Genomic DNA, 17,678 nt, shown 5'->3' with positions numbered 1-17,678 from the left:
GCCCGAGCGGTTTGGGATAGCGATCGGCAAGCGCGGCGTGGCCGCCGCGTCATCGACCACGGCAGGGGCGCCGGGCCGCTAGATCGCCAGATCGCTGGGACTCACGCCCATGGCGCGCTTGAACATGCGGCTGAAGGAGCCGGTGTTCTCGTACCCGAGCGACAGCGCGATCGAGGTGATCGACTCTCCGCCCACCAGCCGCACCATCGCTTCGGTCAGGCGGATCTGCTGGCGCCAGTCCGCGAAGGACAGCCCGGTCTCGTCTTTGAGGTGGCGCGTGAAGGTCCGCGCGGACATGTTGGCGATCGCGGCCCATTCTTCCAGGCCGCGGGTGTCGCCCGGATTCTGCTTGAACTGCGTCTCGACCCGCACGAGGCGCGGATCCGATACGCGCGGGAGATGGAACTCGCCCGGCGGAACGAAATGCAGTTCGCTGAAGATGAGCGAGATGATCTGCGCCGCCGCGCCCGCGACGCCGTCTTCGATGGGGAGTTCCACTGCGCGCACGATCAGCTCGCGCAGCAGCGGCGTCACGTACACCAGCGTGGGAACCGACGGCAGCGGCACGGTGACGTCTTCGACCCGCACCCACAGGGTCCGCAGTTCGACATCCGTGCGCGCGCGCATCTCGTGCTCGGTGCCGGCAGGCACCCACAGCGCGCGCTGCGGCGGGATCAGCCAGTGGCAGCCTGCCGTGCTGAGCTCCATGACGCCGGACACCGCGAACACCAGCTGCGCACGCCGGTGCGCATGGCGGGGGTTGAGCGTGCCGAGCGGAAACGACTTGGCCATCGCCGACACGTAGCCGGCGACGTTCTGGAAGTCATCGCGGTTCTGGCTCTTCTGCACGCGCATCGAAGGTTGTCATTTCCTGCACACAAAGTGGCTCGGGCTGCGACGCCGGACGGAACCCCGGCCTGTAACTTACCGGTCAAGCGATCGTCGCTGCCGACGACCTCCCTGCAACCGACCGGAGCAAGAACAGTGTCCCGAATTCCCCTGGTGATGTTACCGGAAATGACTGAAGCCCAGAGCGCGCAATTCCGGCGCTTTCCCGCCAATCTCACGCGCGCGCTGCTGCTCACGGCGGCGTCCACGGACCCCTACCTCAGCCTCGGCGCTTCATTCGCCAAAGGCCGGCTGGCCCCCAAGGACCGCGAGCTGGCGATCCTGCGCGTCGGGGCGCTCAGCGCGAGCCGGTACGAGCGCATGCAGCACGTGCCCATCGCGCGCGGCGCCGGCTGGACCGGACAGGACATCGCGGCAATCGAAAGCGGCAACGGCATCGTGCTCGGCCCGCGCGCGGGCACGATCCTGCGGTTCGTCGACGAATGCGTCCATCGGGTGAAGGTCAGCGACCCCACCCTGGCGGCGCTGCGGCAGCACATGAGCGACCAGGAGGTCGCCGAGCTCACGCTGCTGGTCGGCCACTACATGATGACCGCCCGCTTCCTCGAAACCCTCGGCGTCGAACTGGACGACCACCCGACCGGCTGGGACGCGCTGCTGGCCTGAGCCCGGGCGCATGGCGCGCGCCCGCGCCTTTCTTCACCACCTCACCGCTGCCGCAGAGGCAGACCTTTTCCGACCGCTTCCTCAAGGAGAAACAGCATGGCCTATGAAACCGTCAATCCGGCGACCGGCGCTACGATCGAGACCTTCCCGCCGATGTCCGATGCCGAAGTGCTTGCCGCACTGAAGACCGCGGACGACAGCTACCAGCGCGACTGGAGGCACCGGCCCGTTTCCGCCCGCGCCGCGGTCATGGCGCGCGCCGCCGCGATCCTGCGCGAGAAGCGCGACGAATATGCCCGCTACCTGACGCTGGAAATGGGCAAGCTGGTCAACCAGGGCTATTACGAGATCGATCTCTCGGCCGACATCCTGGACTACTACGCGCGGCGCGCCGAATCCTTCCTGCGGCCGGCGCCGCTGGCCGAGGCGCCGGGCGCGGTGGTGGTCACGGAGCCGGTCGGCGTGATCCTGGCGATCGAGCCCTGGAACTTCCCCTACTACCAGCTCGCCCGCGTGGCGGGCCCGCAGATCATGGCCGGCAACGTGCTGATGGTGAAGCACGCGCCCAACGTGCCGCAGTGCGCGCTGGCGTTTGCGCGGCTCTTCGAGGAAGCCGGCGCGCCCGCCGGCGTCTATACGAACCTGTTCTGCTCCGTCGAGCAGGTCGGCGCGCTCATCGACGATTTCCGCGTCCGCGGCGTCACCCTCACCGGCAGCGAACGCGCGGGCGCGTCCGTGGCGGAGCGCGCCGGGCGCAACCTGAAGAAGGTGGTGCTGGAGCTCGGCGGCAGCGACCCGATGATCGTCCTGGAGGACGCGCCGCTGGAGCAGGCCGCCGAGCAGGCGATCTTCTCCCGCATGATCAACATGGGCCAGGCCTGCGTTTCGTCCAAGCGCATCATCGTGGTCGGAAAGGAGCGCGGGGAACGGATCCTGGCGCACATGACGCAGCGCATCGGCAACTTTGCCGTCGGCGACCCTGCCGACCCCGCGACCGAAGTCGGCCCGGTGGTGTCCGAGCGCGCGCTCGAAGGGCTGCTGGCGCAGGTCGAAGGCGCGCGGCATGCCGGCGCCCGCGTGGTGCTCGGTGGCCGGCGCATCGACCGTCCCGGCTTTTACATGGAGCCGACCATCGTCACCGGGATCGGCGAGGACAACCCCCTCTACCAGCAGGAAACCTTCGGGCCGGTGCTCTCCTACTACGTGGTCGACAGCGAGGAAGACGCGATCAGGCTGGCGAATGCCACCCGCTTCGGCCTGGGCGCGTCGGTCTTCTCGGGGGACGTCGAGCGGGCCAGGCGCGTTGCCGCCAGGATCGAGGCCGGCATGGTCTTCATCAACTCCGCCGCCTATACCGGGCCGGAGGTGCCGTTCGGCGGCGTGAAGAATTCCGGCTTCGGGCGCGAGCTCTCCGAGCTCGGCATCGGCGAGTTCGTCAACAAGAAGCTCGTGCGGGTCGCCGCGGCCGGCTGAGCCCGGACAGCGAAGCCACGGCAGCCGCGGCGGCCGTGGCGGCGTGACCGCCGCCGCCATTCCTTGGTACCATCCAGCCCCAGGGCGCGCCGCGAGCCAGGCGGCGCCCGTTTCCCGACACGCAATGCCATGGAGGTCATGCTGTGAGATACACAAAGGTGCTGGCAGCAATGGCCTGCCTGGCCGCGGCGGCTTGCACCACGCCCACGCCCATGCCTGGCAATGGCCGGCAGATGTCCACCTATGACATGGACACCGAGTACACGGTGGAGTACGTCGCGGACGGCTTCACGCTGATGGTCAACCATCGCTACTCCGGCTTCACGGTGCGGACCGGCACGGCGGAAACGGACTGCAAGGCGGCGCTTGCGAGCGTGGCGAACAGCCTTGCCGAGCGCCGGCAGCGCCAGATCGAGCCGGTGGACCCGCAGCGCATCAGGCTCGCCACCAGCCGGAACTGGTACGGCAAGATGGCGACGTGCTCGGCCACCGCGCCGGTCGCCTGGAAGCGCTGACACCGCGCAGGCACAAACTGCGGGCGGCCTTGCCGCCGCATCCTCCCCTTCCAGCCCTTCCAGCCCTTCCGCCCCTTCCGCCCCTTCCGCCCCTTCCGCCCGTTTCGCTTCCTCCGCCCGCATCTTTCGGCGCTTCCCCGCGCCGTTCCCGGCACGTGCGCCCGCCAAAAGCATGGCGGCGGCGAATCGTTGACAGTCTCTCGTCCGCCAGGCCCGTCCTTAGGCCTACGGCGTACGAAGCATTGAATCGGCCCCGCGCAGGTACCAGACTGGTATCACACGACAAGTAAAACGACGGGCCGCGATTCCAGCCGCCCGCACAGACATGACGAACCGGCCGGCACCTGCCCGGCACGCGTTCGCCGATTGCCGCGCAACCGGGGAACAGCATGCAGACCGCCACCACATAGCCGGCGCCACGCCGGTATCGCAGGATCGCCGCGCCCGCGCATTGCGCGCGCCACGCCCGGCCGGTCCCAGCCACAACAAGAACGAAGGAAGCGGCCATGGATGCTTGTCCAGTCCCTGGCGCGGCGAGCTATTGCCTTTTTTCGCGCGGCTGCCTCGTGCTGCTTGCCATGTGCGTGTCGCTGGCAGCGGCCCCGTCGCGCGCGGATGATGCCGTGCCTCCAGATCTCGCGGTGCCTTCTCCGCAGGGCCCGGCGCGCGAGGTGAGCGCGGCATCGCCCCGGGCCGCGCCGCCGGCACCGGCCTTCCCGACGCAGGTCTGGCTGAACGCGGGCCTGCTGTCCTATCACTTCAACCGCGCCGCGCATTACAACGCGTACAACTGGGGCTTCGGCGCCGACGTGCGCGTCAGCGAGGACTTCACCTTGTCCGCCGGCGAATACCGCAACAGCGTGCGCTACCACTCGGTCTACGCCACCGTGGCCTGGCAGCCGCTGCACCTGGGGCCGTTGCGGATCGGCGCGGCGGCCGGCGCGATACGCGGCTATCCGGATGTCAACAACGGCGGCTGGTCGCCGATGGCGGCGCCGGTGATCGGCATCGAGTACGGCCGCGTGGGCGCGAGCCTGATCTACGTGCCGACGATCCGCGGCAAGGTCGACGGCTGCATCTCGCTGCAGATCCGCATACGGGTCTGGTAGGCCAGCCGCCGGCCCGCTACGAGCACCGCAGCGGCGGCGGCTCGCACGGAATGCCGTCGCCGTCCCCGTCGATCTTCACGCCGGGACAGTTCCGCAGGTAGAACCGGGCTTCCTCGCAGGAGCGCATCTCGCTGCAGCGTTGCTTGCCCTCGCAGCGGAAGGCGGCCGCCGGCGGGGCCATGGCGGGCGCTGCCGCCGCGATCGCGGGCTCGGGCGTCGGCCCGGGCGCTTCCACGCGCGCCCCCGACTTGAAGTAGAAACCCGCCGCGATCAGCGCCGCGCCGATCACCAGGAATTTGTTCATCTGGCTCCTCCGTTTCGCGCGAAGCATGCCACAAACGGGCGCGGCCGGGCGCGCGTGTCGGCAGCCGCGCCACGGAAACCGGCCCCGCCCGCGCGGGGTATGGCCGTGCCGCGCGGAACACGGTAGCAGCGCCGGCGGTGTTCCGCGGCAACGCTGGCGTTACGTAACGCGTAACGCCGCGATGGCGTGCGGCCCGCACGCCCGCCGCGCCGCCATGGCTTTCGCCCGGCCCGCCCATCTCCCCGCAAACCCAGGTCCGGCGCGGCTTCCAGCCGGTTCGGGCCATCGCGCCGGGGCCGCGCCACGGGCCTGCGCACGGATGCCGCGCGGATGGCACGCCGATTGCGCATGCACAACCGCACGACGTGGCGCGCCGGCTTCGCGGCCGGCCGCCGACGGCAAACGGGAACCCCCGGTATCCGCGACGGACGCCGGGGAGCGAATGACGAGCTTGCATCAACGAGACATCACATGGCATCGATTTTCAGCAGCGAGGAACTGGACGCATATTTCTCGTCGTACGCCGGCATGGAGGGCGGGAACATCGGTGCGGCCGTCTGGCTTTGCGACAAGGAGCCGCATCTGCTTGCCGCCGCTCCCGGCGCGGCGCTGGCGCCGGTGCATGCGCCGCCGGCCTGGGACGCGGCCTTCCGCGAGCGCCACCGCCACGACATGCCGCGCTGGCAGACGCATCAGCGCCTGGCCCGCATCATGGCGGCCACGCGCGCGGCCACCTTGCGCGAGACCATGCCGGGCGTGGACTGGCACGCCTACTTCGACCAGTATCTCTACGCCCCGGGGGGCTGGGAGTTCAAGCTCAATCTCTATCCGCTGCCCAAGCCGCAGCACATGGATCTCGCGCAGATCGAGACCTTCCGCCGCAATCCCTACCTGAGCCCGAACTGGCGCTACGCGGACTTCTGCCGCCAGGGCGGACGCTTCCGCTTTATCGCGGGCCTGCGCCGCCGCATGCGGCCCAAGGTGATTCTCTGCACGGGGCAGGCGGAGGAAGAGGAATTCCTGCTGGCGTTCGGCTTCGAGGGCGTGCCCTGCACGGAGCATCGCCTGCAGCCGGCCGACCTGGTGAAGACGCTGCGCGTGTATTCGCACGAGGGCACGCACCTGGTGATCTGCCCGAAGGTCGGCGGCCCCGCGGGCATCAATTCCGACACGCTGCTCGATGCCATGGGTGCCTTCCTGTCGGTATGGCTCGAAGCGGCCGACTTCGCCGAGGCGCGCGACACGCACTGCGAATTTGCCGGCGCCGGCGACGGCGCGAACCTCGCGTGGCGCGTCCTGCCGCGCGGCGCGGAAGTGCCGTCAGGCGTCTCGCCTGCCTGAACGCGGCCGGCACGACGCAAAAAAAACGCCGCACGCGAAAGCATGCGGCGCTACGGAAGGAGGGCCAAGGGATGGACCCTCATCGGGAATACCACCCCCGGGGAGAGAGCGGTATGTGGCTACTGTAGCCAGCAGAACCGCCACGACCAATCAGCCATTTCCTATTTGAGCCAGGGAAATTTCCGCAAAACCGATCGGGAGGCAGCCGCCACGGCGCCGGCTGCCTTTTACGGCGTGAAGGTATCGCCCAGCACCACGCCTTCGCGGCGCGGGTCGGCACCGCCCACCAGCACCGTCGCGCCACCGATGGTGGTGCGGATGATGGCGCTCAGGCCGCTGGACTGCGCGCCCACGTTCACGGTGTGCCCGAGGTTGCGCAAGCCCTTGACCAGCGGATCGTTGTCGCCCGCCGCGCCGCCCGCGGGCACGCTCAGGTCGAGGTTGGGATGCTCGCCGCCGACGATCATGTTCACGTTGTTGGAACCGAAGTCCATCATCGACACCGTCTGCTGCGCGTCCAGCTTCCAGTCGAGCGCGCCGACCAGGGTCTTGGCCACGTACTGGATGATGGTGGCGCCGCCCGGCGAGCCGGTGGTCATGTAGAAGTCGCCGCGCGAGCCGTCGGCATTGCGCTTGAACACCAGCGTGGGCGACATCGAGCTGCGCGGGCGCTTGCCCGGCTGCAGGCGGTTGGCGACGGGCACGCCGGCCACGGTGGGCGCGGCGTTGAAGTCGGTCAGCTGGTTGTTGAGCAGGAAGCCGTTGGTGAAGTGATACGAACCGAGGCCCGACTCGATGGTGGTGGTCATCGAGACCACGTTGCCGTATTTGTCGGTCAGCGAAAGGTGCGTGGTGCCGTGCTCGTCGAGCAGCGACGGCGCCAGCGGCACCGCGCCGAGATCGCCCGCGGGCGCCGGCAGGGTCATCGATCCCACGGTGCTGATCAGGTCCGCCCGCTGGCGCAGGTAAGGCTTGTTCAGCATGCTTTCCCAGCTGCCGCCCGGCAGGCCGATGAAGTCGGTGTCCGCCACGTACTTGTTGCGGTCGGCATAGGCCAGGTTGCCGGCTTCGGCGATCAGGTGAGCGCCCAGCACGGTCGGGCGGCCGCCGTTCTTGTCCACCACGGCCGGCGCGTAGCGCGACATTTCGTAGTTTTCCAGGATGCCCATGATCTGCGCCACCGCGATGCCGCCCGACGACGGCGGCGGCATGCCGCAGATCTCGTAGCCGCGGTACGTGGTGCAGACCGCGGCGCGCTTCTTGGCGACGTAGTTTTCCAGGTCGGCCACGGTGGTCACGCCGGGCGTGGTGGTGCCGCCGTAGGTGGTCTGGATCTTGTCGACGATGGCCCGGGCAATCGGGCCGTCCTTGTAGAAGGCGTCGGCGCCGTCCGCGGCGACCGCGCTGAACACGCTGGCCAGCGCCGGGTTCTTGATGATGGTGTTGACCGCGCGCGGCGTGCCGTCGGCGTTGAGGAAGTAGGCGGCCATCTCGGGGTCGCGCTTGATGTTCGTGACCGTGCTGGCGCCGCTGATCGACGCCGCCATGCGCGGCGGAATCGGGAAGCCGTCGGTGGCCAGCTTGATGGCCGGCGAGAACAGATCCTTCCAGGCCTGCTTGCCGTGCTCGCGGTGGGCCAGTTCCAGCACGCGCAGCGTGCCCGGCGTGCCGATGGAGCGGCCGCTGCGGATGGCCGTCGGCACCGGGGCGGTCTGGTCGGCGGCGGACTTCCACTGCAGGTAGTTCTCGTCGGCGGCGGCCGGGGCCATCTCGCGGCCGTCGTAGGCCGTGACCTGCTTGGTGGCGGCGTCGTAGTACATGATGAAGGTGCCCCCGCCGATGCCGGAGGACTGCGGCTCGACCAGGTTGAGCACCATCTGCGCGGCCACCGCGGCGTCCACGGCGGTGCCGCCGTTCTTCAGCACGTCGCACGCGGCCTTGGTGGACACGGGGTTGTTGGTCACCGCCATGTACGTCTTGGAGTACACCGTGTTCTTGGGCGCATAGCCCGTGGCGATTTCCGGCGCGCCGGGGTCGCCCGGCAGGATCACGGCTTCGCCGCCGGTGGTGCCGTTCAGTTCGCAGCCGGCGACGACGGCGGGCGGATTGACCGCGACCGGCTGCTCGGGTGCGGGATCGTCGCCGCCGCAGGCGCCCAGGCCCAGGGCCAGCAGGGCCACGGCGATGGCGTTCAGGCGCGTGCGGTCGAAGGTGGGGGTGGCGTTGTGAAAGGGGGATGAAACCGCATGATGTGCAGTATTTGGCATGTTTTCCTGACTTATGTTGAGGCTTGAAAAATCGACGCTTCCCTACGTCGACCGCCTGCCCCGGCACGCAAGGGCCAGGGTGGCGAAGGCTCAACATAAGCCCGGCAAATACGGCATTGAATCCCTACATGTATCTATTTACAGACATCCAAACGCGGTTCATACTGGCGAGTGATGAAAAGTACGCTTGATGCCGCGCCGCCGCCTGGCGGCCCGGCGTTTCAGGCTGCCAGCACCTGCGCCTCCAGCATGCTGGCGATGGCCGCCTCCAGCGTCACCAGCGCGGCAGTCTTGGGCAGGCAGCAGCAGATGCCGTAGCCCATTTCCGGCGGCGGCATGTGCAGCCACATATTGTCCGAGAGCAGCAGCACGCGCTGCGTCGGCAGCATGCTGCGCAGCTTGCGCAGCATGCGCCAGCCGCTGGTCACGTCCTGCGGCATGCCGAAGACGAGCAGTTCGGCCTCGCGGATGGCGCCGGCGTGATCGGGCAGCTCGTCCGGGTCCACGCTGTCCACGCGCGCCACGCCGGGCAGGCTTTCGAGCATGCGGCTCAGGCCCAGGCGCAGCAGCGCGCATTCGTCGATCACCACCGCGCGGACCGGCGCCGCGCCGGGCGTGGCCATCTGCGCGCGGCTGCCCTGCCACTGGGGCAGGCCCGCCGGGCGGGCCGAGGACAGCCCGCGCGGAATGATGCTGTCGACGTTGGCGCGGGCGGTGAGTGCCATATCCATGATTGCTCCTCTGTGCTCTGTTAACCGGAGGGCGCCGGCGGCGGGCGCCTGATGACACAAAGGGATCGCAAGGCATGTGCCAGGCGCAGGAGCGTGTCGCGAAGGCCGCCGCGACGCCCGCGACGGCGCCCGCCAGCCCTTGTCCGGCAAGGGCTGGCGGGAAACGGCAAGACTGGGAAAGCGGAGCTTGCGCGGCGCGCGGGGCGGGCCGGCGCGTTACGCGTCACGTAACGTGTTCCGCGCGCGTTACGGGCCGGGACGCCGCACAGGCGCGGGCGGCCCCGCCTGCCGGTCCGGCCGGATCAGACCAGCGCGACGCGGCCTTCGACCATGCGGAACTGGCCGCCCGGCTTGTCTTCCATGATCTTCATGGATTTCTGGCCGATCTGGGCGACCACCCCGCCGTGGATGCGCCGGCTCACCTCGATCACCGCGTCGGGCGCGGGGTGCAGCTGCTCGGCCAGCTTCGCCAGCCGGGCATCGACCTCGATGGCGTCCCGGGTCAGCTTGAACAAGGTCGCGCGCGCCTTCTCGCGCAGGTCGCCGGAAGCCTTCTCCGGATGCTTGGCGAAAAAGCTGACGAGCTGCTGCACCTTGGCCTGGTCGGTGTCGATCTGGCGGCGCTGGGCCTCGGCTTCGGTCTTTTCCGCCTCGGCATAGGGATTGGTGCCCACCTGCACGACGGTGGCGATGCCGGCGGACGCGCCGAGCGTGGCGGTGCGCACGATCGCCTTGGCCCGGATGCGGCCGCCGGTGATGTTGCCCTGCCCGCCCTTGGGACCGGCGAAGATCGCGCGTCCGGCAGCCACGTCGCTCTGCCGGATGCCGCTTTCCACGGTGACGTCGGTGCCGGCCTCGACCACCGCGCTCTCGATGAAACGCGCGTGCAGCCTGCCCTTGCAGCGCACGCTCGCCAGCGCCGCCGTGCCGTCGCCGCCCTGATGCGCGCCTTCGGCCTTGCCGATGATGCCGCCCTTGACCACCACGTTGCCGCCGGCCTCGACATGGGCCGCCTCGATGGTGCCGCTGACGATGACGTCGCCGGTCACGCGCACCGTCATGCCGGTCTTGATGTCGCCATTGACGCGCAGGGTGCCGTCGAAGGTGACGTTGCCCGAGTGCATGTCCACCGCTTCCACGTCGACCACCGGGCTGACCGACACGCCATGCGGCAACAGCGCGGGCGAGCCCGAGATGGCCGCCAGCAGCACCTGCGGGTCGGCGGGATCGGGCGCCACGCCGGCCAGCCCGTCGGCATAGGGCGAATCGTCGACCGCGGGCGCCGGCACCACCTTGCCGTACACGTCGAGGCCATCCGTGCCCGGGCGGGCCGGGATGCGGCGCATCAGCGGCGTGCCCGGATTGACCAGCAGCAAGGTGCCGAGGTCGCGCAGGTCGATGCGGCCGCTGTCGTCTTCTTCCACCAGCGGCTTGCGCGGCGCCAGCAGGCTTTCGAAGCGCGCCGGCGTGCCGGGCTGCGGCGCGCGCCCGGCGGCAATCTCCAGGCCCTCGCAGGCGCCCGCCTCGAAGGCGCCGCGCAGCGCGGCGGCGTCGACCTCGGCCACGACGCCGCGCTCGGCCAGCGCGGCGCGCACCTCGTCGCGCGTCACCTCGCGCCCGCCTTGCGCCGGCAGCAGGTCGAGCCGCACGCTCAGGCCGTCGGCGCTGACGTCGAACTCGAAATAGCCGTCTGTCACCTCGCCGACGAGCGCCTCCACCGGCGCGCCTTCGGTGGCGCGCTGGCACTGCGCGAGGAAGTTGCCGACCGTGGCGGTGTCCAGCCTGGCGCCGCGCCAGCCCCCGGCGGCCAGCGCTTCCTCCAGCGCGGCGCGGTCCGGCGGCATCCGTCCCGGCACCACGGCAAAGAACGCGTGCAAATGCCGCGTGGCCTCGTCGAGGCGGATCCGCAGGCCGCCTTCCGTTGCGCTCTGCGCTGCGCCGTCCATGGCGCTGACTGGGTGTTCTCCCCGGCTTTCCATTCCGTCTTTCCCCCGATGGGTCGTTTGCGGGCGCGCGGTCCCGACCGCTGCGCCCCGCGCAATCCGCCCTGCCCCGCCTTGCGGCGAGTCAGCCCGTACTGGCCGGGCGCGGCGGCATGCGATTGATGGCAGGCACTACGCGCTGCTGATCTATGTTCTTTCTAGCGCGCACTACACCAACGGCGGTTCGGGAGAAAACTTGAGCCCCCGGCCGAGGCAAAATGTACACTTCTGCCCATCGGCGCAACGCCGCGCTGCAACAAAAGGGGAACACTGGATGATCGTGCGAGACCGCCCATCGGGACTGAGGCTGTTCCTGGTCCTGCGTGGCTCGATCCTGTCGCGCATCTGGCGCGTGCTGCTGGTAAACGTGCTGCTCGCGCTGGCAGTCACCGTCACCCACGGCGCCTTCTTCCGGCACAAGGTCGCGCTCACGGCCATCCCGTTCACGCTGATCGGGCTGCCGCTGGCCATTTTCCTCGGCTTTCGCAATACCGCCGCCTATGACCGTTTCTGGGAAGGGCGCAAGCTGTGGGGCGAACTGGTGGTGCGCAGCCAGGACCTCGCGCGGCAGTGCATGAGCCTGATCGGCGACGCCGCGCCGGGCCATGCGCCGGCGGCGCCCGGCGCGGTGCGCCAGCGCATGTTGCTGCGCACGATCGCCTTCGCCTGCGCGCTGCGCAACCGCCTGCGCGGCAGCCAGGCCGGCACCGGCATCGATGCCGCCTGGCTGGCGCCCGCCGAACGGGACGCCATGCTCGCCAGCACCAACGCGCCCGCCCTGCTGATGATGCGCATGGGCGAGGATCTCGGCCAGTGCGTGCGGCAGCAGCGCGTGGACCCGTGCCTGGCGGTGGCGATCGACAACACGCTGTCGGCCATGACGTCCACCGCGGTGGCCTGCGACCGCATCCGCAACACGCCGATCCCGTTCTCGTACACGCTGCTGCTGCACCGTACCGCCTATCTTTACTGCTTCCTGCTGCCGTTCGGGCTGGTCGACACCACCGGCTTCCTGACGCCCATCGTGGTCGGCCTGGTGGCCTACACCTTCTTCGGCCTCGATGCGCTCGGCGACGAGCTGGAAGAGCCGTTCGGCACCTCGCCCAACGACCTGCCGCTCGATGCCATGTGCCGCGCCATCGAGATCGCGATGAAGGAAGCGCTGGGCGAGACCGACCTGCCGCCGCCGCTGGCGCCGGTGGATTACTGCCTGCTGTAGGCACGCCGCGGCCGCGCGGGCTGCGGCGCTTGCGCCACTCCGCCCGGCCGGGAGCGACTTTCGGTAAACTGCCGCTTTGGCGCTGACGGCGCTCATCCACAGTTTTCCCAGGTTCCCCAGATGGCCCAGAAGTCCCCGGCGTCGAAAACGCCCGCCGCACCGGCGTCCAGCCCCCACGAAATCCGTCCCGGCCAGTCCATCGAACTGCTCAAGGCGCTGCACATCCTCACGCGCGACGGCAAGATGAACCAGGACAGCCGCCGCAAGCTCAAGCAGGTCTACCACCTGTTCCAGTTCATCGAGCCGCTGCTGCAGGACCTCAAGCAGGACCACCCGGACGTGACGCTGGTGGACCACGGCGCGGGCAAGTCCTACCTGGGCTTCATCCTGTACGACCTGTTCTTCAAGGACCACCTGGACAATTCGCGCATCTACGGCATCGAGACGCGCGAGGAACTGGTGCGCACCTCGCAGGAGCTGGCCGCGCGGCTGGGCTTCGGGGGCATGTCCTTTCTCAACCTGTCGGTGGCGGACTCGATCGTCTCGCCGCAGCTGCCGGCCACCATCGATATCGTCACCGCGCTGCACGCGTGCAACACCGCCACCGACGACGCCATCCGCTTCGCGCTGGAAAAGCACGCCAGGTACATCGTGGTGGTGCCCTGCTGCCAGGCCGAGGTGGCCGGCGTGCTGCGCAAGAACAAGGCCCGCGCGCTGGCCAGCCCGCTCACCGAGATCTGGCGCCACCCGCTGCACACGCGCGAGTTCGGCAGCCAGGTCACCAACGTGCTGCGCTGCCTGCAGCTCGAAGCGCATGGCTACCAGGTCAGCGTGACCGAGCTGGTGGGCTGGGAGCACTCGATGAAGAACGAGCTGATCATCGCGCAGTACAAGGACCTGCCGCGGCGCCGGCCCGCCGAGCGCCTGAACGAAGTGCTGAAGACGCTGGGGCTGGAAGAAATGTCGGGGCGCTTCTACGCCGGCGCGCACGGCGAGGACGCCTGCGCCGTGACGTAGTAAGAAGTCGTTTCAAGAAGATCCTGGCGTCGTTGCGCGGCCCGGCAAGTACCAGTCGTACTGCATCGACTGCATCAATCGCGCATCAGCGCCTGCCAGCCCGCCAGGCCAAGCTTGCGCATGGTCTCCTGGTTGCGCTCGTAGATGTCCGCCGCATCGGGGAACGCTGCCACCGCGCGCGCGATGCTGTCTTCGCGCAGCAGGTGCAGGATCGGATAAGGCGCGCGGTTGGTGTAGTTCTCGATATCGTCCGGCTCGGTGCCGTCGAACCGGTAGTGCGGATGGAAGCTGGCGATCTGCAGCGTGCCGGCCAGGCGCAGGCTCTTGAGCAGGCGCTCGGCGAAATACAGCGCGTCGTTGTAGTCGAGGAAATCCGCCAGCGCATGCGGCAGGATCAGCAGCGTGGTGTCGGTCTCGGCCGGGTCCGCCTCGGCCAGCAGCTTGAGTTCGGTTTCGAGATCCGCCATCACGCCTTCGGCATCGGTGGCGGCGCTCACGGCGTAGCGGATCTGCCGCTTCACGTGCACGGCCTTGGCGAACGGGCACAGGTTGAGGCCGATCACGGCGCGCTCCAGCCATTGCCGGGTGGCGTGCAGGACGGTTTCGGTGGACGGCGTGGCTGAAGTCATGGCAATGGCGGACGGCGCGAAACCGCCATTCTAGCGTCCGCCCCCCGCGCCGCCGCTCAGCGGCGCTGCCCGTAGATCTGCTGCGCCAGCGCGTCCGCCTGGCGCATGGCGGCATCGCGCTCGGCCGCGCTCAGCTTGCCGCAGACGTATTCGAGATTGGCGGTGTCGAGATCGGTCACGTGGCGGTCGCCGGACAGCAGGATCACCTTGCGCCATGCGCAGGCACGCACGCGGTCTTTCTCCAGCCCGAGGCATCCGGACTGCAGGCAATAGGACAGGTTGCGCTGTGACAGGAAGTCCCCGTGCATGGCCTTGTCCCGCAGCCCTTGCGCGGTTTCCTGGGCGAATGCGGGCGGCGCGGCGCAGAGCAGGCCCAGCGCGAGACCCGCCAGCAGGCGGCGCGTGGCAAGGCGGAAGGCCGGGGCAAACGGCGGCGGGGTCATGGCAGGCACGGATGGGACGCTTGTGGGTACGCGTATGGGCGAGGTCGAGGGCCGGATCTTATCAGGCGCCGGCGCGATGCTGCCCCGGGTAGCCGCTGGTGACCCTTGGTGACCCTATATAATCCGTTCCGCCCCTTCCGCCGCCCTTCCCCGAGTTCCCACATGCCCGCACCCGCCGCCACTCCCGATTCCGCCACCGTTGCCGTGATCGGCGGCGGCCCCGCGGGCCTGATGGCGGCCGAGGCGCTGGCTGCGCGCGGCTGGCGCGTGGACGTGTACGACGCCATGCCTTCGGCGGGCCGCAAGTTCCTGATGGCCGGGCGCGGCGGCATGAACCTCACGCATTCGGAAGCGGCCGAACCGTTCCTCGCGCGCTATGGCAGCCGCGGCGCGCAGATCGCGCCGCTGCTGGCGGAGTTCGGGCCGCGGGCGCTGCGCGAATGGGTGCACGGCCTGGGCATCGAGACCTTCGTCGGCAGCTCGGGCCGCGTCTTCCCCACCGACATGAAGGCCGCGCCGATGCTGCGCGCCTGGCTGCACCGCCTGCGCGAGGCCGGCGTGCGCTTCCATATGCGGCATCGCTGGCTGGGCTGGGCGGACCAGGCGGCGCCCGCGCTGCGCTTCGCCACGAGCGAGGGCGAACTGCGTGTGCACGCGCAGGCGGTGGTGCTGGCGCTGGGCGGCGGCAGCTGGGCGCGGCTCGGCTCGGACGGCGCGTGGGTGCCGCTGCTGGCCGCGCGCGGCGTCGAGGTGGCGCCGCTGCGCCCCGCCAACTGCGGCTTCGACGTGGCCTGGAGCGAGCACTTCGGCACGCGCTTCGCGGGGCAGCCGGTCAAGGCCGTGGCCATCGGCCTGCGCGACCGCGACGGCAACCGGCACGATCGCCAGGGGGAGTTCGTCATCACCGCGGGCGGCATCGAGGGCAGCCTGGTCTATGCGCTCAGCGCGCCCATGCGCGACCTGCTGGAAAGCACCGGCGAGGCCGTGATCCATCTCGACCTCGCCCCCGGCCTGAGCGCCGCGCGCGTGGCCGAGGCGGTGCTGCGCCCGCGCGGCGCGCGCTCGCTGTCGAGCCATCTGCAAAGCAGGCTGGGCATTGCCGGCGTCAAGGCCGGACTGCTGCGCGAGTGCCTGTCGAAGGAAGAATTCGCCGATCCGGCACGGCTGGCCGCCGCGCTCAAGGCGTTGCCGCTGCGCCTGCTGCGCGCGCGCCCGCTCGACGAGGTCATCAGCAGCGCGGGCGGCGTCGCGTTCGAGGCACTGGACGCGCAACTGATGCTGCGCGCCGTGCCGGGCGTGTTCTGCGCCGGCGAGATGCTGGACTGGGAAGCGCCCACCGGCGGCTACCTGCTGACCGCCTGCTTCGCCAGCGGGCGCGCGGCCGGGCTGGGCGCCGCGGCCTGGCTGGAGCGCGCCGCCTGAGGCAGCGCGGCGCTCAGGCGCCGTTGACGATGCTCAGCGCAACGGCCTCGGCCACCTCGATGCCGTCGATGGCCGCCGAGTAGATGCCGCCCGCGTAGCCGGCGCCTTCGCCGGCCGGGTACAGGCCTTCCACGTTGATGCTCTGGTAGCTGTCGTTGCGGCGGATGCGCAGCGGCGAGGAGGTGCGCGTTTCCACGCCGGTCAGCACCGCATCGTGCACGGCGAAGCCGGCGATCTTCTTGTCGAGCTCGGGCAGAGCCTCGCGGATGGCTTCGGTCACGTACTCCGGCAGCGCGCCGGAAAGGTCGGTCGGCGTGACGCCCGGCTTGTACGAGGGCTCGACCGAACCGAGCGCGGTCGAAGGCCGGCGCGCGATGAAGTCGCCCACCAGCTGGGCCGGCGCGTTGTAGTTGCGCCCGCCCAGCTCGAAGGCGCGCTCTTCCCAGTGGCGCTGGAAAGCGATGCCGGCCAGCGGACCGCCGGGATAATCCTCGGGCGTGATGCCGACCACGATGCCGGCGTTGGCGTTGCGCTCGGCGCGGTAGTACTGGCTCATGCCGTTGGTCACCACGCGGCCCGGCTCGGAGGCCGCGGCCACCACCGTGCCGCCCGGGCACATGCAGAAGCTGTACACCGCGCGCCCGTTGCTGGCGTGGTGCACCACCTTGTAGTCGGCGGCGCCGAGCAGCTTGTTGCCGGCGAACTTGCCGAAGCGGCTGCGGTTGATCAGGCCCTGCGGATGCTCGATGCGGAAACCCAGCGAGAACGGCTTGGCTTCCATGAACACGCCGCGGTCGTGCAATACCTGGAACGTGTCGCGCGCGCTGTGGCCCACGGCCAGCACCACGTGGTCGGCCTCCAGGTAGGCGCCGTCGTGCAGCTTGAGCCCGCGCAGCTTGCCGTGGTCGATGTCGAAATCCTCGACGCGCGTCTCGAAGCGGATCTCGCCGCCCAGCGCGAAGATCTCCGCGCGCATCTTCTCCACCATGCTGACCAGGCGGAAGGTGCCGATGTGCGGGCGCGCGAGGTAGAGGATGTCTTCCGGCGCGCCGGCCTTGACGAACTCTTCCAGCACCTTGCGGCCGAGATGGCGCGGGTCCTTGATCTGGCTGTAGAGCTTGCCGTCGGAGAACGTGCCGGCGCCGCCTTCGCCGAACTGCACGTTCGACTCCGGATTCAGCACGCTCTTGCGCCACAGGCCGAAGGTGTCCTTGGTGCGCTCGCGCACTTCCTTGCCGCGCTCCAGGATGATCGGGCGAAAGCCCATCTGCGCCAGGATCAGCCCGGCCAGCAGCCCGCACGGGCCCATGCCGATCACCACCGGGCGCAGCCGCGTGCCTTGCGCCGGCGCCAGCGCCACGAAGCGGTAGGCCATGTCCGGCGTCACGCTCCAGTTGGGCTTGCCCGCCATGCGCCGGATCGCCGCGGCTTCGTCCCTGACCTCGATATCGATGATGTAGGTGAGCTTGATATCGGAGCGCTTGCGCGCATCGTGCGCGCGGCGGAACACGGTGAACCCGGCCAGGCCATCGGCCTCGACGCCGATCTCGGCCAGGCGCGCGCGCACCACGGCATCGAGATCGCTCTCGGCATGGTCGAGCGGGAGTTTGACTTCACTTAGACGTAGCATGGGAACCTGGAATTCTGCGGCCGGGGGGTCCGCCCCGCATGGGGCGCGGACTGCACTCTGGGTGAGCGTCGGGCTGGCCGG

16 protein-coding genes are annotated in these 17,678 nt (G+C 69.7%); 8 read left to right on the top strand and 8 right to left on the bottom strand.

Features of this window, described 5'->3' with window-relative positions:
- Nucleotides 1–78 precede the first annotated feature (78 nt).
- Entirely contained in the window at nucleotides 79–855 is a 777-nt protein-coding gene (locus tag ACKI2N_RS06290; protein ID WP_420992759.1) for an AraC family transcriptional regulator, read from the bottom strand.
- 162 nt (nucleotides 856–1,017) lie between these two features.
- Between ACKI2N_RS06290 and ACKI2N_RS06285 the strand changes: the two genes are divergently transcribed.
- The 4 genes from ACKI2N_RS06285 (at nucleotide 1,018) to ACKI2N_RS06270 (ending at nucleotide 4,612) form a co-directional block, all read left to right on the top strand.
- Nucleotides 1,018–1,515, top strand: coding sequence for a carboxymuconolactone decarboxylase family protein (locus ACKI2N_RS06285; RefSeq protein WP_420992760.1), 498 nt, complete (start codon nucleotides 1,018–1,020; stop codon nucleotides 1,513–1,515).
- 96 nt (nucleotides 1,516–1,611) lie between these two features.
- A complete protein-coding gene (locus ACKI2N_RS06280; RefSeq protein ID WP_420992761.1) occupies nucleotides 1,612–2,988 on the top strand; it encodes an NAD-dependent succinate-semialdehyde dehydrogenase in 1,377 nt (458 codons plus the stop codon).
- Nucleotides 2,989–3,131: 143 nt separating this feature from the next.
- Nucleotides 3,132–3,503, top strand: a complete 372-nt coding sequence (locus ACKI2N_RS06275) for a hypothetical protein (protein WP_420992762.1) — start codon at nucleotides 3,132–3,134, stop codon at nucleotides 3,501–3,503.
- A 623-nt stretch (nucleotides 3,504–4,126) separates the two neighbouring features.
- Nucleotides 4,127–4,612 (top strand): hypothetical protein, encoded by a 486-nt coding sequence (locus tag ACKI2N_RS06270; RefSeq protein WP_420992763.1) that lies wholly within the window; start codon nucleotides 4,127–4,129, stop codon nucleotides 4,610–4,612.
- Nucleotides 4,613–4,628: 16 nt separating this feature from the next.
- On the opposite strand, the gene ACKI2N_RS06265 is transcribed toward ACKI2N_RS06270, so the two are convergent.
- A complete protein-coding gene (locus tag ACKI2N_RS06265; RefSeq protein ID WP_420992764.1) occupies nucleotides 4,629–4,916 on the bottom strand; it encodes an excalibur calcium-binding domain-containing protein in 288 nt (95 codons plus the stop codon).
- Nucleotides 4,917–5,387: 471 nt separating this feature from the next.
- Here ACKI2N_RS06265 and ACKI2N_RS06260 point away from each other — a divergent pair, with 471 nt between their 5' ends.
- Nucleotides 5,388–6,257: a transcriptional regulator gene (locus tag ACKI2N_RS06260; protein ID WP_420992765.1), complete on the top strand. Its 870-nt coding sequence runs from the start codon at nucleotides 5,388–5,390 to the stop codon at nucleotides 6,255–6,257.
- 227 nt (nucleotides 6,258–6,484) lie between these two features.
- On the opposite strand, the gene ACKI2N_RS06255 is transcribed toward ACKI2N_RS06260, so the two are convergent.
- The 3 genes from ACKI2N_RS06255 to ACKI2N_RS06245 form a co-directional block, all read right to left on the bottom strand.
- Nucleotides 6,485–8,524 carry a gamma-glutamyltransferase family protein gene (locus tag ACKI2N_RS06255; RefSeq protein WP_420992766.1) on the bottom strand — a complete coding sequence of 680 codons (2,040 nt, stop codon included), beginning with the start codon at nucleotides 8,522–8,524 and terminating at the stop codon, nucleotides 6,485–6,487.
- Nucleotides 8,525–8,745: 221 nt separating this feature from the next.
- Nucleotides 8,746–9,255 carry a DNA-binding response regulator gene (locus ACKI2N_RS06250; RefSeq protein ID WP_420992767.1) on the bottom strand — a complete coding sequence of 170 codons (510 nt, stop codon included), beginning with the start codon at nucleotides 9,253–9,255 and terminating at the stop codon, nucleotides 8,746–8,748.
- A gap of 302 nt (nucleotides 9,256–9,557) precedes the next feature.
- On the bottom strand, nucleotides 9,558–11,201 hold the full coding sequence (locus ACKI2N_RS06245) for a DUF342 domain-containing protein (protein ID WP_420992768.1): 1,644 nt from the start codon (nucleotides 11,199–11,201) through the stop codon (nucleotides 9,558–9,560).
- 310 nt (nucleotides 11,202–11,511) lie between these two features.
- Between ACKI2N_RS06245 and ACKI2N_RS06240 the strand changes: the two genes are divergently transcribed.
- Both ACKI2N_RS06240 and ACKI2N_RS06235 read left to right on the top strand, forming a co-directional pair.
- On the top strand, nucleotides 11,512–12,456 hold the full coding sequence (locus ACKI2N_RS06240) for a bestrophin family protein (RefSeq protein ID WP_420992769.1): 945 nt from the start codon (nucleotides 11,512–11,514) through the stop codon (nucleotides 12,454–12,456).
- 120 nt (nucleotides 12,457–12,576) lie between these two features.
- Nucleotides 12,577–13,473, top strand: a complete 897-nt coding sequence (locus tag ACKI2N_RS06235; RefSeq protein WP_420992770.1) for a class I SAM-dependent methyltransferase — start codon at nucleotides 12,577–12,579, stop codon at nucleotides 13,471–13,473.
- Between the two features lie 74 nt (nucleotides 13,474–13,547).
- Here ACKI2N_RS06235 and ACKI2N_RS06230 read toward each other — a convergent pair whose 3' ends face one another.
- Nucleotides 13,548–14,102, bottom strand: a complete 555-nt coding sequence (locus tag ACKI2N_RS06230) for a DUF1415 domain-containing protein (RefSeq protein ID WP_420992771.1) — start codon at nucleotides 14,100–14,102, stop codon at nucleotides 13,548–13,550.
- 56 nt (nucleotides 14,103–14,158) lie between these two features.
- Nucleotides 14,159–14,545, bottom strand: coding sequence for a hypothetical protein (locus ACKI2N_RS06225; protein ID WP_420992772.1), 387 nt, complete (start codon nucleotides 14,543–14,545; stop codon nucleotides 14,159–14,161).
- Between the two features lie 162 nt (nucleotides 14,546–14,707).
- Between ACKI2N_RS06225 and ACKI2N_RS06220 the strand changes: the two genes are divergently transcribed.
- Nucleotides 14,708–15,967, top strand: a complete 1,260-nt coding sequence (locus ACKI2N_RS06220; RefSeq protein WP_420992773.1) for a TIGR03862 family flavoprotein — start codon at nucleotides 14,708–14,710, stop codon at nucleotides 15,965–15,967.
- A gap of 13 nt (nucleotides 15,968–15,980) precedes the next feature.
- Here ACKI2N_RS06220 and ACKI2N_RS06215 read toward each other — a convergent pair whose 3' ends face one another.
- A complete protein-coding gene (locus ACKI2N_RS06215; RefSeq protein ID WP_420992774.1) occupies nucleotides 15,981–17,597 on the bottom strand; it encodes an NAD(P)/FAD-dependent oxidoreductase in 1,617 nt (538 codons plus the stop codon).
- Nucleotides 17,598–17,678 lie beyond the last annotated feature (81 nt).

This window comes from Cupriavidus sp. 30B13, assembly GCF_049059565.2.
In the GTDB taxonomy this organism is placed as follows: domain Bacteria; phylum Pseudomonadota; class Gammaproteobacteria; order Burkholderiales; family Burkholderiaceae; genus Cupriavidus.
The sequence above is the reverse complement of the archived record's forward strand: the minus strand, read 5'-3'. Positions and strand labels throughout refer to the sequence as shown.